We start from the raw sequence: 14,206 nt of genomic DNA, 5'->3' as shown, positions 1-14,206 counted from the left end.
TGATAGTGCAAAAATAGGTTTTTTCTCGATATGTGGGGGATTGTGCCTGTAAAGATGTGTTCTAAAAGTTTTTATTTTGGATGGGGAATGCTATATTTGCACCGTTAGCGAACACGGTATCTCTTTCTGATAGGTGAATGCTGTTTCTTTATTGACGAATGTTTTTTGAATGTAAAATTATAATAGCATGAAAAATTATCTTTTATTGGCAGCTTCCATGTGTTTGATGGTAAGCTGTGGTTCTGGGCAGAAGGTTTCCCAATCGGAAAAGTATTCGCAACGGATGGTGGAATCTCACGGCCTGGTAGATTTCTATTGCAACCGTCATCATCAGACGGAATTGGACAGTGCATCTTGGGATTATGTGTCTGGTTTGGTTGCGAATGCTGTGCTGAAAGCATGGACACTTTATCCCGAAAAAACGGAATATTACGATGTAGTAAAAGCTTTTGCTGACAACAGCACGACGCCCGATGGTTCTGTTATCCTGAATGCCAAGGGAGAGTCGGCACTTCGTCCAAGCAATATTGATGATTTGCCTGCGGGTAATGTTTTCTTTACTCTTTATAAGGAGGAATTGAAGAAAGGAAATACGAAAGATGCCAATCGGTATAAGAACGCAGCTTCGCTTATCCGTAACAAATTGAAGTATGATCATTCCCGTATACCAGAAGGACTCCCTGGGGCAGGTGGATTTTTCCACAAGGCTGTATATCCCAATCAGATGTGGCTTGATGGGTTATATATGGGTTCTACGATTTATGCTCAGTGGCAACATGTGTTCGGACAAGATGATGCTGAGGACAATGCACAGAGTTGGGCTGACATTGCTTTACAGTTCAAGACTATCAATAAATATACCTATGACGAAGGCAAGCAGTTGAACTATCACGCATGGTCGGCTACTCCCGAGGATGAAAATTCTTTCTGGGCCAATCAGGAAGAACCTTTCAAAGGATGTAGTAAAGAGTTTTGGGCGCGTGGCATGGGCTGGTATTTTGCGGCTTTGGCCGATGTGCTCGAGTATATGCCAAAAGATCATGTAGACTATCCTGACGTGTTGGCTATCTTCAATCAGGTGGCAGCTGGACTGAAACGTTGGCAAGATCCGGTTTCTGGTGTGTGGTATCAGTTGCTTCAATACGATGCACAAACGGCTGCCGATGGCAAAGGAGATACAATTAATGGGAAAGTATATAATGTAGGAACGGAGGCCAATTATCTGGAGGCATCTGCATCCGGCATTTTTACGTATGCTTATCTGAAGGGAATCCGCTTAGGGTTGCTTGATCGCGAGATTTATCTTCCAGTAGCTGAAAAGGCGTATCAAGGTTTGCTTAAGACCTTTATTCGTGAGCGAGAAGACGGTAAGTTGGACGTGGTGCAGACGTGTGCATCGGCTGGTCTGGGACCGGCCAAAGATCCGTCTCGTACGGGAACTGTCAATTACTACCTGGCAGGTAAGGATGTGACGGTAGTGGAGAACGAAGGGAAAGCGGTCGGTACCTTTATTCTAGCTTCTGTTGAATACGAGCAGTTGGTCAAATAATCTTCTGTGAATATAAAAAAGAAGAGGCGCAGATCGCATAGCATCCGCGCCTCTTTTGTATTCGCATGTATCTTTTCTTACTGTTGTGCAGCTTCCTGAATCATCTGTTCGCTGGCATACATGTAGATTTCTACGCGTCGGTTTTCATCTGCCGACTTGCTCTCGTCGTATTCATCGTAGGCTACACCTTTGACGACTTTGAATTGCGCAGGAGATACATTACAATCCTGTAAATAGTTCTCTACCGCATAGGCACGATCTTTGGATACTTTGACATTGGCTTCATACGTGCCTACTTTGTCTGTATGACCAATGATGGCGATGTCTGTGGTCGGATCGTCTCTCAATATCTGTGCCAGATCGCGCAGAGAAGCTTTGGCTTCGTTGCTCAGTGTGGAAGAGTTGAACCCGAAAAGGATGCCCGATGCGAACGACACTTTGACAGCGGCCAGTCCGTTGGTATCTGTTACTTTTTCGACTTCTGCACCTTCAATTTTTGCTGCTTCTTCTGCCTTCTTGTCCATCTTCTTACCAATGACAACGCCAGTGCCGGTACCTACTACAGCTCCTACAGCTGCACCGATGGCGGCTCCTTTCCCTTTACCGATCAGACCTCCAATGGCTGCACCTGCTACGGCGCCACCGCCGCCGCCGATGATGCCCCCTTTGGTTGTGTTGTTCATTGTTCCACAACTGCCGGCCAAAATGGCCATGCTGAGCACTACACTCATTAACTTAACATTCTTCATTTTTCTCTGTTTTAAAAGTTAGGATTAGGTTTTTCTTTCTCAGAATAACGTATTGGTCTCTTCAATGAGTTGACCGTTTTGCCATACGGCACGTATGTTCAGGTCCTTGTCCATGACGAGGATGTCGGCATCCTTGTCTTTCTGCAGAGAGCCTTTGCGGTCGAATATGTTCATGATACGTGCCGGAGTCTCACTGGCCATGCGTAAGGCATCGCCCAGCGGAATACCTGCCTTCACCATGGTACGTACCAATACGTCGCCTGTAGCGATACTACCTGCCAGGGAAGAACGGTCGGCCAGCTTGCATACACCGTCTTCGATGATGTAGCGAGGATCGTTGATTTCCTTGCCGGCAGTTGCCGAACAGGACATGGCATCGGTGACGAGGCAAGTGTGGTCCACTCCTTTCAGCTTATAGGCCAGGCGCAGGATGGTAGAAGGCAGGTGAATGCCGTCAGCTATCAGTTCGATGGTCATGCCGTCGGTCAGGTAGACGCTTTCTACAGTACCTTCATATTTGTACTCGCGGCGTTTGTGGAAACCGGGCATGGCATTGTAGAAGTGGGCGGCATGTGTGAATCCAGCTTCGTAGGCAGCTTTGATCTCATCGTATTCGGCTTCGGTGTGTGATACGGCTACCAGAATTCCTTTTTCGCGTAGATATTTGGCAAACTCCAGTGCGCCAGGCAGCTCGGGTGAGGCGTCCCAACGGCGGATGCAGTTTGTGCTTTCCAGCAATTCCTTGTATTCTTTTTCGTCAATGGCTTTCACCTGTCCGGCAAATTGTTCGCCTGCCATCTTGGGGTTCAGGTAGGGACCTTCGATGTGGAGGCCTTCTACCGGGCTGCCCGGCTCCTGCATCATCTTTTCGCAGAGGGCGGCTGCCTGATGCAGCTTGTCGAAAGGCGATGCGGACAGGGTGGGGAAGATGGTCGTGGCTCCATGGAGCAGGTGGGCATGGGTAGCTGTACGGAAAGCTTCCTCCGTGCATTCGGTAAAGTCGTGTCCGCCGCCTCCGTGTATGTGCATGCATACAAAGCCGGGGACGATGTACATTCCCTTGGCATCAATCAGCTTGGCACCGATGAGGGCCAGGTCGCAATTTGTCACTTCCAATATCTTTCCGTCACGCATCAGTACGGAACCTTCGTTCAGCCATCCTTGTGGCGTGAATATGCGTCCGTTTATAATCTGTGTAAGCATCGTTTTTTTCTGTTTTTAGAGGTTTAATATAAAATATAAAATGATTGTCGCTACAAATGTAGCAACTTCTTGCGACAAATGTTTTTATAGTAGTGAAAATATTTATAATGAGAAGTGTGGTGATAACCATGCCTGTCAGGGGGAGTGTCAGCCGATGCCCAGCAGTTCGATTTCGAATATCAGTGTGGAACCGCCGGGTATGCCTGGTTGCGAGAACTTGCCATATCCCATTTCGGCAGGAAGGTAGATTTCCCATTTGTCACCCACGCACATTTGTTGCATGGCTATTATCCATCCTTCTATCAGGTCGCTCAGGCGGAAAGCGGCAGGTGTGCCGCCACGACTGCTGTCGAATTTCTTGCCGTTGATGGTCCACCCTGTGTAGTGGGCCGTGACAATGCTGCGCGGAGTAGGGTGCTTGCCGTCTGAAGCTCCTGTTGCCAATACTTTGTAATAGATGCCTTTGGGTAGGGGCTTGACGCCCTCTTCCGTTGCTTTGGCCGCAAGCCAGTCTTTGTTGGCCTGTATGTAATCTTTCTTTGCCATGGTTTGTCTTTTTATTATTTTCAGGGTAAAGATATTGATTTTTGCGGAAATCAGAGTTCGGGCCAAGCAGATTTTTTCACTGTTTGTCTGAGGGTTTCTCTGTTTCTGTGAGGCACAGGGGAAGTTCTCTTATGTAAAGCACTGTTTTCCGATGCAGAAAGCAGTGTTTTACGCATTGGAAAACGGTACTTTTCATTTTGCTTGCCACAGAGCTCTATTCTCTGTTGCCCAAGTGGTACTTTACGAAGCTGGAGTTGAGGTTTAGCGTTGTAGTGTAGAGGTTGGCTTATGGGTTTGCATTTTGGCTTACATTAGAAGTGCAGAGCTGCGTGTTAATACGAAAAAAGCGATTATCTTTTTTGAGATAATCGCTTTTGTTTGAGTGATCCGCTTGGATTTTGTACCTTTCGGTTATTTCCTTGCGTTATCTGTTTCTTTTCCAAGGCCCTATGCCCTGTCATAAAAGGGTTCATTATTAGGATGTAACACAAAAAGTGTAACACATTAATTAACTCGCATGTGGTTTCGATGTTATTCCTAACCACAATGCAAAGGTACAAAATAAATTCTACTCATGAGCAACAAATGGAATAAAACATCTACAAATGCAATAAATGTTTTATTTGATGAACATTTTAGTAATTATTCTGTTAACCAGATATAATATTAACTTTTAAAAAGAATAGATATGCCAAACTGGAACAAAATCTTAACAGAGGTTGAAGCCTCAAACCAAGTAAATGCCCTTGATAGAATGCGTAAAGAGTATTTCGAGATTATTCATCGTGAGACTGGCCGTAATGTGATTTCTTATTATTCTGGGTGGCTGAAACAACCTACAGTTCATACCATGATTGATGAATTGGATAAAAATGCTTTTATGTCTATAACTCATTCATTAGACAAAGGTATGGGTTTAGACATAATAATACATACACCCGGAGGTGATTTGGCTGTAATGGAAAATTTAATTAATTATCTACATAAAATTTTTAATGGAGATATTCGTGTTATTATTCCACAAATTGCAATGTCTGCAGGAACTATGATTGCATTATTTTCTAAAGCAATACTAATGGGAGAACAATCTTGCTTGGGGCCTGTTGATCCTCAATATAACGGTGTCGCATGCCAAGCCATTATTGATGAGTTTGAAAAAGCAAAAGAAGAAATTGCAGAAAATCCAAATACCATAGGTTTGTGGCAAACTCTCATTGCAAAATATCCAGGTGCTACGATTATTCATGAATGTGAAAATGCGATTAGGTGGTCTAATGAATTAATGGATAAATGGATTCCCAAGGTATATCCAAATATAGATATAGAAAAAATTAGAGACAAGTTTTTAAATCATAAAACGACCTGCTCTCATGCAAGACGATTATCAAAAGATGATTGTAAAGAAGTCGGTTTAAATATTATTGATTTGGAAGACTTCCCTTCATTAAACGATGCAGTTTTGAGTCTTCATAGTTGTTATACGATTATGATAGATAAATACTCTTATTCTAAAATTGTCGAAAATCAAAATGGGGAAACCTATTTTTATAGAGACCCTTGCAATAATTGAATTGCATATTAAAAGTAATAATCGAACCAATCTCAAACGGCTGTTTGGGGTTGGTTCATTGTTTTACGAGTATGAAATAAGAGTATGATTTTTCGCCCAAACACAATAAAACCTAAATTCTGACTGATTTTCTTTTGTACTTTCGTCCATTTGTGTCTTCGTCTGTAACTTCGCAACACAAAATTTCAAAAATTAAGCGTATGAAGACATTGACGAAGAAACAAAAAGAAGCGAATGGAGAGAATTTCTCTCGCATTGTAGATGATGCTGCCATCCTTTTACAACGGAAGGCAGATTACGTGATGAATATAAAACAGGTTGCCGATTATCTTGGCATATCTACAGATGCCGTGCGCAAGCGATGTCAACGGGGACAGCTTCCATTTCATAGAAGTGCCAGTCGGTTGTACTTTAGTCGGATGGAGATTGACGATACAATTCTTGACCGTGAACTGTTGACAAAGTTTGCATAAAAGAGGGTCTGCTTATGACGTATATTGACTACATGAACCAATTTTGGCGACTGGCGGCCTACGAATCCTTTGCTGCAAGCGAAGTCGCTCTTTATGCCTTTCTTGTCAACGAGTGCAACAAGTTTCATTGGAAAATGCCTTTTTCTTGCCCTACCTTTCATGTTTGCAACCGACTTCGGATGTCGAAACAAACATTGGTAACAGCCAGAGAACGATTGGCGAAAAGAAAACTGATAAGTTTTACCAATGGAACAACTCGCTTTCAACCGTCCAAATATTTGCTACTTGAATTGACGGAGGACTTGTCTGTACACTTGACGGAAGACTTGACCCTCAATAATAAAGAAGTAGATATAGACAAAGAAGTTATAAGTCAACGCACACACGAAGAACATTCTATGCTTTCTATTGAAGAATTGGAAGAAGTGCTTTCGCTTGATATGGAATGGAAGGGAAAAGTAAAAGAATACTTGTCTGGTAAAAATATGGTTGCATCATCAACCGATATGGCAACCTTGTTGGCACAATTCTTTCGTTATCTTCACGCAAGTGGTGTCAATCGAAAAACAGAGGAAGACACCAAACGGCATTTCGTTAATTGGGTATGCAAACAAGGAAACTGTAAGCCGTCTATGTCGCTGCGTAAAAACACGTCGCAACAGGGACTTATACTTGCAGATGATTCATTAGATAAATACAAACCTATCGAACAATGGCAATGATGAGATTGACAAGAGAAGATTTTCAACATGCTATTTCAGAGGCACGGAAGAATGATGATGACTATGCATCAATACCTTTTCGTTTTGGAATCCCTAATGCCAAAGAAGCTTTAATTGCTGGACTTGAAGAAGTCATGCACCACAAAGTGGAATGGCTTGCTGATTATGACCAAATAGTAAATTGGCTAACTGACAATCAAGGAAAAGGTCTATTGCTGATTGGTCCACCAGGAGTCGGGAAATCCGAAATCTGTATGAAAGTTATCCCTTTAATATTCCGAATGGCATTACACAAAGTCTTTTCACGATACCAAGCAACAGAACTTTGCAACGAAGCGACATATCGTAGTTCTTTGCGTCAACGATTCATTGCCATAGACGATTTCGGTATTGAAGGAACATTCTACGATTATGGAAATTCTCACATCGTTTTTTCCGAAATTGTCGATGGCATAGAGAAACACGGGACTCTACTTGTTACCAATACCAACCTGACTTTGGAAGAAATCAAAACCAAATACGGACTTCGCACCTTTGACCGTCTAAGAGCCAACATGCATGTTGTGGTTATTCGAGAGAAGTCGTTGAGGGGGAAGTATGAGAAGGATATAAACATAGATATTCAATAAAATGATACTTCAAATATAACATATTCTCTCATTTCTTCTTTTTATCGCATTATTTTTCATATTTTTGCATTCACAAATAAGTAATAAATATGAATCGGATAAAAGAAGTACTTGAAGAAAAAGGCATTAAACAAACTTGGCTGGCAGAAAAGATAGGCAAAAGTTTTAGCCAGACCAATGCCTATGTCTGTAATCGCAGACAGCCAAGTATTGAATTATTGTATGAGATTGCTTCCCTTTTAGGGGTTGAAGCGAAGGATTTATTGGTTGATAATATTGAATTGAAGAAATAATTATGATAGAAGTCAACCAAATCATTAAGAATCTGATACCAACTGAGCCTGTAACTGTCATTAAAGTACAGGCACTGGGAAACATGTATTCTATCAAATACACGGGTGTTACTACCAACAAGACTAGTACCAAAGTGATTACCAAAGAGCAGTTCGAGTATTTGGAAGTATTGACATCCGAAGGGGAATTTAACTTTAAGGGTAATCCTGAAAAATTTGTGATGTTTGCTGAGGCCGAGCGTATACATTCAGCATATCAGTTCGACCCGTTGTTTGCCATCAACTGTAGTGTGGTTGACCCTCTTCCCCATCAGGTGGAAGCTGTTTACAAGTTCTTGTTACCCCAGCCTAAGATTCGTTTCCTGTTGGCTGACGATACCGGTGCAGGAAAAACGATTATGACAGGCCTTCTTTTGAAGGAACTTATCATGCGTGGTATTGTTGAACGTATTCTGATTATTACTCCTGGTGGCTTGACCAAACAATGGCAGGAAGACGAAATGGGTGTCAAGTTCAATATACCTTTCACACTTGTCAATCGCAGTCTGTTTACTGCTGATCCTAATATTTTCCGTACAGCCAACAAAATCGTTACTTCTATCGACTTTATCAGTCGGGAGGATGTACTTTCTGTAGTAAGCAATACCAGTTGGGATATGGTTATCTTTGATGAGTCGCACAAATTGTCGGCTTACGAATATGGACAGAAAACCTATAAATCCAAACGCTACGAAGCTGCTTACGTACTTTCTCAACAATGCGAGCACATGTTGTTGCTGACTGCTACTCCACACCGAGGACGTACCGATACGTTCAAAAAGTTACTTCAGTTATTGGATGAAGATATATTTGCTACAGACGATGTGGCAACAGAACGTGTAAAGGAACTTAGCAAGGATGGACTGAACAAGTTCTTCATTCGTCGTTTGAAGGAGGATATGAAAGACTGGAATGGTAATCCGCTTTATAAGAATCGTTTTACCAAAACCATTTCTTACCAACTGACTCCCGAAGAGAAATACCTGTATGACCAAGTGACCAATTACTTGACACAACGCAAGGAAGAAGCCACCGAGGAAAAGAATATTCATGTAACTTTGGCCTTGGCCGTGATGCAACGCCGTTTGGTCAGTTCCATCTTTGCCATCAAAAACACACTTTTCAAACGTTGGAATGCGTTGCAGGGTATTGTGGATGAAGTCAACAAGAATCCGAACATTTGGAAGCAGCGTCAGAAGTTGGAATTGGTGGATGTGGATAACATGGACCAGTACGATGACTTGGAAGATGATGAAAAGGATGCACTTGACAACATTCTTTCTGATCCGAAGAAGTTCAAACTCTTTACGACATCAAAGAGTTTGATTGAGATAGCCAATGAAGCCCAAGAGGTTAAACGTCTGTATGATATTGCCAACCAACTTTACAATCAGAATCAAGAAGAAAAGAAATATATTCAACTCAAAGAGTTGCTGAAAAGTCAAGGTGTCATTGACGGACAGAAACTCGTTATCTTTACAGAGCATAAAGATACGCTACTCTATTTGCAAGAACGCCTCACCAATAACGGCTACAAGGTGGCAGTCATTCATGGAGGTTTGTCGGTCGATGACCGCCGTGCCGCACAATGGCAGTTCATGGCACCCGATACTCAGATATTGATTGCAACCGATGCTGCCGGCGAAGGTATCAACTTGCAATTCTGTCGATTGCTTATCAACTGGGATATACCATGGAATCCCAACCGTTTGGAGCAGCGTATGGGACGTATCCATCGTTATGGACAAAAGGAGGATGTGCTTGTATTCAATATGGTTGCAGACAATACACGCGAAGGTCAAGTGCTCTCCAAGTTGCTTACCAAGCTGGATGTTATCCGTGAGAGTATGGGAGATGACCGTGTGTATGATGTGATTCAAGATGTATTGAAAGATGTAAGCCTTGAAGCTATCATTTCTTCTGTATTCGATGGTAAGGAGTCCGACCTCGACCTATTCCTGAATCAGAACAATCAACAATTGGAATCTGAGTTCAAGAATCGCATCGAAGAGCAACAGAATGCCATAGCACATAGTGAAGTCGATTACAAGGATGCCCGCATACTGAAAGAGGATTCTGATGAAAAACGGTTGCAACCTATCTACATCCAATTGTTCTTTGAACGGGCATTCTGCTATTTAGGTGGTCAATACGAAGCTGTGCAAAAAGGAATCTACAAGATAACATCCATTCCTGACATCTTGAGCAAACAGTTGAAGGAAAGTTACAATATATTGGCCGATAATCTCAGCCAGCTGCTATTCTGTTTCGACAAACAGATATTCCTTGACTATCAGAATACGGCTGCCATCTTGGGCAAAGTACATTACATCAATCCAGGTAATGCTCTATTTGATGCTTTGGTGGATTGTGTGCGTAAGGAATTCAAGGAAGAGATGCTGAAAGGTACCATATTGGTGTCACCGGAAGACACCGAAGAGTATTTTGCCTTCTTTGTCAAGAACCAGATTACAGACAATCGTCCCAACAAGGGAGACGACAGTATTGCCAACGAACTGTTAAGCTTCATTTATCAGACGACTGACGGTTCTTACCATAGCACTTCTCCGGCCAAGTTCCTCGATTTGCATGCTCCATCGCAATTTGCCAAGGAGATATTGCCACCCGAAACAGTACAAAGTCATGAAGTGATGAGTTGGGCGTTCGAGAATATTACCTTACCTTTGTTTGAAGAAACGAAAGTGAAGGTTGGGGAAGACTCAGCCAAACGTCAGGAATACCTCCGAACGGCTTTCAGTCAAATCATCATGGACTTGGATATTGCCATCAATGAAATGCAGATGAAGGCATTCATGGGGGATATGAAGTTGCAAGAAAAGTTACAGCATAAGATTGAGCGGAAAAAGGAGTTGATGCACAAACGGGAAGAGCGTATTGCGGAAATGGGTCAGATGACCGAGGTATCACCCAAAGAACCTGAAATTATTGGATGTGCCTACGTGGTGCCGCTTTCGCAAGTGGAATACGAACAACATTTCCACATGAAGCGTGATGAAGAGGTAGAAGCTATTGCCATGCAATTTGCGATGGAATATGAAACGAGTCAAGGACGTACTCCCGAAGATGTGTCGGAACAGAATTTGGGCTACGACATCAAGAGCATCGATGCTTACGAAATGAAACGCTACATCGAGGTGAAAGGTCGTGCAACTACCGATGGTGTCATACTTTCTGAAAATGAATGGAACCGTTTGGCTCAATTGGGAAACAAAGCATGGCTCTACATTGTCGTGAATTGCAAAACCACTCCTACACTATATCGCATACAGAACCCGGCCGAACGTCTATCGTTTGAAAAGATGTCGAAGGGAGTTCAATATTACTTGCCATTGGAAGAGTGGCAACAAAAATACATAAAGGAATAAAAGAAAAACATCATACTATGACAAAAGCCAAAAAACTCATAGAAGTTGCCTTGCCGATTAAGGAAATCTCGGCAGAGAGCGTGCGAGACAAATCTATCCGTCACGGACATATATCAACTTTGCACCTGTGGTGGGCACGCCGTCCACTGCCTGTATGTCGTGCGGTCATATTTGCCAGCTTGGTACCCGACCCTTTGGACGCCAACTGTCCGAAAGCTTTTTGTGATGCCGTACAAGATATGTTGGCAAACAATTTGCTCTATGCACCTTATCCTGATATTCCTTATACTGCCATCTATGACCCGATGCCGGATACACTTCGCAACCGTCTATTGATGTTTATTGGTAAGTTCTCACACCAGTGTCAACTGAATATGTTGGCTGGAAAATCAACACCATCCAAAGACCAAATACAAGAAGGCTGTTTGATCAAATGGGAAAGCAAGAACGACCCAGTTGTGCTTCGCTTGGCCCGTTTGCTGATATGGGTGGCTTATAATGCCGAGCGTCATCCGGAGGCATCTTACAAAGAACTGGCCACAGAGTTTGATTTGGCTTTCAATGCTATCAAAGAAGCTGAAAATAATTTGTATAACACCCCTAACCGTCATCTTGCTTCGGCAGATGTAGAAGTTAAAGAAACGGCCTTGCAAGCCGCTATAGAGAGTTTCCAAAATCGGATGCCAAGCGTATTCGACCCCTTTGCTGGCGGTGGTGCCATCCCATTGGAAGCAGCCCGACTGGGATGTTGTTCGTATGGTAACGACATTAATCCGGTGGCACATATCATAGAGAAAGGTTCTGTAGAATTCCCGCAAAAGTATGGCAAGCCCATCACTTATACCCACGAAGAGTTTATGGCTCTTTACGGTAAGGAAGGAGTAAAGCTTTATACAGAGAAGTTTGGCGTTATGCCTACAGGTAATGTGGAAATACCAAACCGCCTTTCGTTTGATGTGGAATTTTATGCCAAGAAATTATTGGCTACGACAGAGGCTGAAGTAGGTCATCTTTATCCTGCAGATGAAAAGGGTAATAAACCTGTCGCTTATTATTGGGCACGTACTGCTACTTGCTCCAATCCATCTTGTAGGGCAGAGGTGCCTCTTTTGAAACAATTCTATTTGGCCAATACCAAGTCAAAAAAGGTATATCTGAATCCTATTATCAATGGAACGGACATTCAATTTGAAATAAAGCATGGGAAATATGATGAGAAAAATTTACCTGGATGGAATAATCGTTGTGTTTTAACTTGTCCTTGCTGTGGAAGTGTTACTACAACGGAACAATTGAAAGAACAGTTCAAGGCAAAAAAGACACGTGAAAGACTTCTTGCCGTTATAACTGAATCACCAATAGGAAAAGATTATCGTTTGCCTAACAGAGCGGAATTTGAATCTCTAGAGTACGTTCCTAAGAACCAAGAACGGCCAACAGAACGTATGGAGGTTGGTAATAATCGAAACTTTAATACTCCTGGTTGGGGAATTGAATTGTATGGTGAAATGTTTTCTGAAAGACAAATATTTTTCTTGAACAATTTAGTTCGTCAAATAAAACTATTATCCATACAGAGAAACACATCTTACGATAAAGCTTTAGCCACTCTATTAGCAATTTTTGTAGATAGAATAGCTATAGCCAACACATCTTTTGGTGTGTGGCATATAGGAGGTGAAAAATTAGAACGTCCAATGGGAAGACAAGCTATTCCAATGGTTTTTGATTATCCAGAATCAAATCCTTTTTGTTCTAGTTCTGGAAGTGCATTGAATCAATTAGAATGGTTAACACGTTATATTGAATCTGAGTGTGATTATCCTTTTGCCGCTATTTTGAAAAATGCATCTAGTGGAGAGAAATCACAATTTGAGAAAAAATCATTAAATGCAGTCGTAACTGATCCGCCTTATTACGATGCGATAGCATACGCTGATATATCAGAATTTTTCTATGTATGGCTTAAAAGAACATTAGGAACTTTGTATCCTTTAAATTTTGCAACTCCTCAGACTCCCAAAACCGATGAATGTACGGCCTTAAAGCATCATCACGGTAATAGCATTGACAAGGCAAAAGAACATTTTGAAAGGAAACTGACGGATATATTTAGAACTATAGAATATCAAACGAATGATATTGTGAGCATTATGTTTGCTCATCAAAGTACGGAAGCATGGACAACTTTATGTAATTCCATCATTGGTTCTCAGATGAATATAACGGGAAGTTGGCCTATGGACACAGAAATGACAGGAGCATTAAAATCGCAAATGGCTTATCTGGAAAGTTCTGTCACGGTTTCATGTCGTCCTTCTGAACGCAATGGCTTTGAAAGTTTTAAACGAGTAAAAAAAGCTATTGAAGCCAAAGTTACCGAAGAAGTAAATGCACTTTATGAACTTGGTTTCCGTGGTGCAGACTTGCTTACCGCTTGCTTTGGTCAAGCTGTAAGCGAATTTGGTAAATATGAAACAGTAGAAAAAGCTGACGGCAGTGAAGTTACAGTGGGTGAGTTATTAGAACTTGCTAAATTATCCGCTTTCAATGCTCTTTTGCGAGGTTTCGAAGGTTTGGATGAATACACCCGTTTCTACATCGGTTGGCTACAGATGAATGGCATGGGCGATACAGATTTTGACGATGCCGCCAAATTTGCTCGTGTGGGAATGAGCGTAAATATCAGCGACATCTTTGACAAGCATCTACTTATCCGTACAGGCAACAAGCAACATTTAGCAACCTACAAAGAGCGTGTAGTGAAAGACAAACTCGGTATAGAAGCCAGCGACCCATTGATTGACCAAGTACACCGGGCTATGGACAATTGGCATAGTGGTGACCGAGGCAAAATATTACGACACATCAAGATAGTTGGCAGCGAAGCAAGCAGTCCTTTCTGGCGAGTATTGGCATCATTGAAAGAACTGCTTCCCGAAGGTGATGATTTGACACAAGTACAAGGATTGATTTCCAACTCTGCCGACTTGATACAGCATTGTAGTGACGAAATAACCTATACCCAAGGAACATTATTTGAATAA

Annotated in this window: 11 protein-coding genes; 8 read left to right on the top strand and 3 right to left on the bottom strand. The window is 42.2% G+C overall.

Going from position 1 to position 14,206, the window contains the following annotated elements; all coding sequences use genetic code 11:
• Nucleotides 1–187: 187 nt before the first annotated feature.
• Nucleotides 188–1,549 (top strand): glycoside hydrolase family 88/105 protein, encoded by a 1,362-nt coding sequence (locus tag BQ8005_RS04445; RefSeq protein ID WP_075317191.1) that lies wholly within the window; start codon nt 188–190, stop codon nt 1,547–1,549.
• A 77-nt stretch (nt 1,550–1,626) separates the two neighbouring features.
• On the opposite strand, the gene BQ8005_RS04440 is transcribed toward BQ8005_RS04445, so the two are convergent.
• From BQ8005_RS04440 to BQ8005_RS04430, 3 genes are all read right to left on the bottom strand, one after another.
• Entirely contained in the window at nt 1,627–2,298 is a 672-nt protein-coding gene (locus BQ8005_RS04440) for an OmpA family protein (protein ID WP_075317190.1), read from the bottom strand.
• 39 nt (nt 2,299–2,337) lie between these two features.
• Complete coding sequence (gene nagA, locus BQ8005_RS04435; protein ID WP_075317189.1) at nt 2,338–3,501, bottom strand: N-acetylglucosamine-6-phosphate deacetylase; 1,164 nt, start codon at nt 3,499–3,501, stop codon at nt 2,338–2,340.
• Nucleotides 3,502–3,648: 147 nt separating this feature from the next.
• Nucleotides 3,649–4,080, bottom strand: coding sequence for a BamJ family beta-barrel-assembly machinery protein (locus BQ8005_RS04430; protein WP_394334114.1), 432 nt, complete (start codon nt 4,078–4,080; stop codon nt 3,649–3,651).
• A gap of 655 nt (nt 4,081–4,735) precedes the next feature.
• Between BQ8005_RS04430 and BQ8005_RS04425 the strand changes: the two genes are divergently transcribed.
• The 7 genes from BQ8005_RS04425 (at nt 4,736) to BQ8005_RS04395 (ending at nt 14,206) form a co-directional block, all read left to right on the top strand.
• Complete coding sequence (locus BQ8005_RS04425; protein WP_032953498.1) at nt 4,736–5,617, top strand: SDH family Clp fold serine proteinase; 882 nt, start codon at nt 4,736–4,738, stop codon at nt 5,615–5,617.
• 200 nt (nt 5,618–5,817) lie between these two features.
• Nucleotides 5,818–6,090 (top strand): helix-turn-helix domain-containing protein, encoded by a 273-nt coding sequence (locus BQ8005_RS04420; RefSeq protein WP_050505498.1) that lies wholly within the window; start codon nt 5,818–5,820, stop codon nt 6,088–6,090.
• Nucleotides 6,091–6,104: 14 nt separating this feature from the next.
• On the top strand, nt 6,105–6,812 hold the full coding sequence (locus BQ8005_RS04415) for a DUF7833 domain-containing protein (RefSeq protein WP_032953495.1): 708 nt from the start codon (nt 6,105–6,107) through the stop codon (nt 6,810–6,812).
• Complete coding sequence (locus BQ8005_RS04410) at nt 6,803–7,441, top strand: P-loop NTPase family protein (RefSeq protein WP_075317187.1); 639 nt, start codon at nt 6,803–6,805, stop codon at nt 7,439–7,441. The genes BQ8005_RS04415 and BQ8005_RS04410 overlap by 10 nt, the downstream gene beginning before the upstream one ends.
• An 89-nt stretch (nt 7,442–7,530) precedes the next feature.
• Nucleotides 7,531–7,734 carry a helix-turn-helix transcriptional regulator gene (locus tag BQ8005_RS04405; RefSeq protein WP_172774463.1) on the top strand — a complete coding sequence of 68 codons (204 nt, stop codon included), beginning with the start codon at nt 7,531–7,533 and terminating at the stop codon, nt 7,732–7,734.
• 2 nt (nt 7,735–7,736) lie between these two features.
• The gene (locus tag BQ8005_RS04400; protein ID WP_075317186.1) at nt 7,737–11,159 is read left to right on the top strand and encodes a helicase-related protein; all 3,423 of its coding nucleotides are present in this window, start codon (nt 7,737–7,739) and stop codon (nt 11,157–11,159) included.
• Between the two features lie 17 nt (nt 11,160–11,176).
• Entirely contained in the window at nt 11,177–14,206 is a 3,030-nt protein-coding gene (locus tag BQ8005_RS04395) for a DUF1156 domain-containing protein (protein ID WP_075318936.1), read from the top strand.

Origin of the sequence: Bacteroides togonis, from assembly GCF_900130135.1 — a bacterium.
GTDB lineage: Bacteria > Bacteroidota > Bacteroidia > Bacteroidales > Bacteroidaceae > Bacteroides > Bacteroides pullorum.
This window is presented reverse-complemented; position numbering and strand designations above follow the sequence as displayed.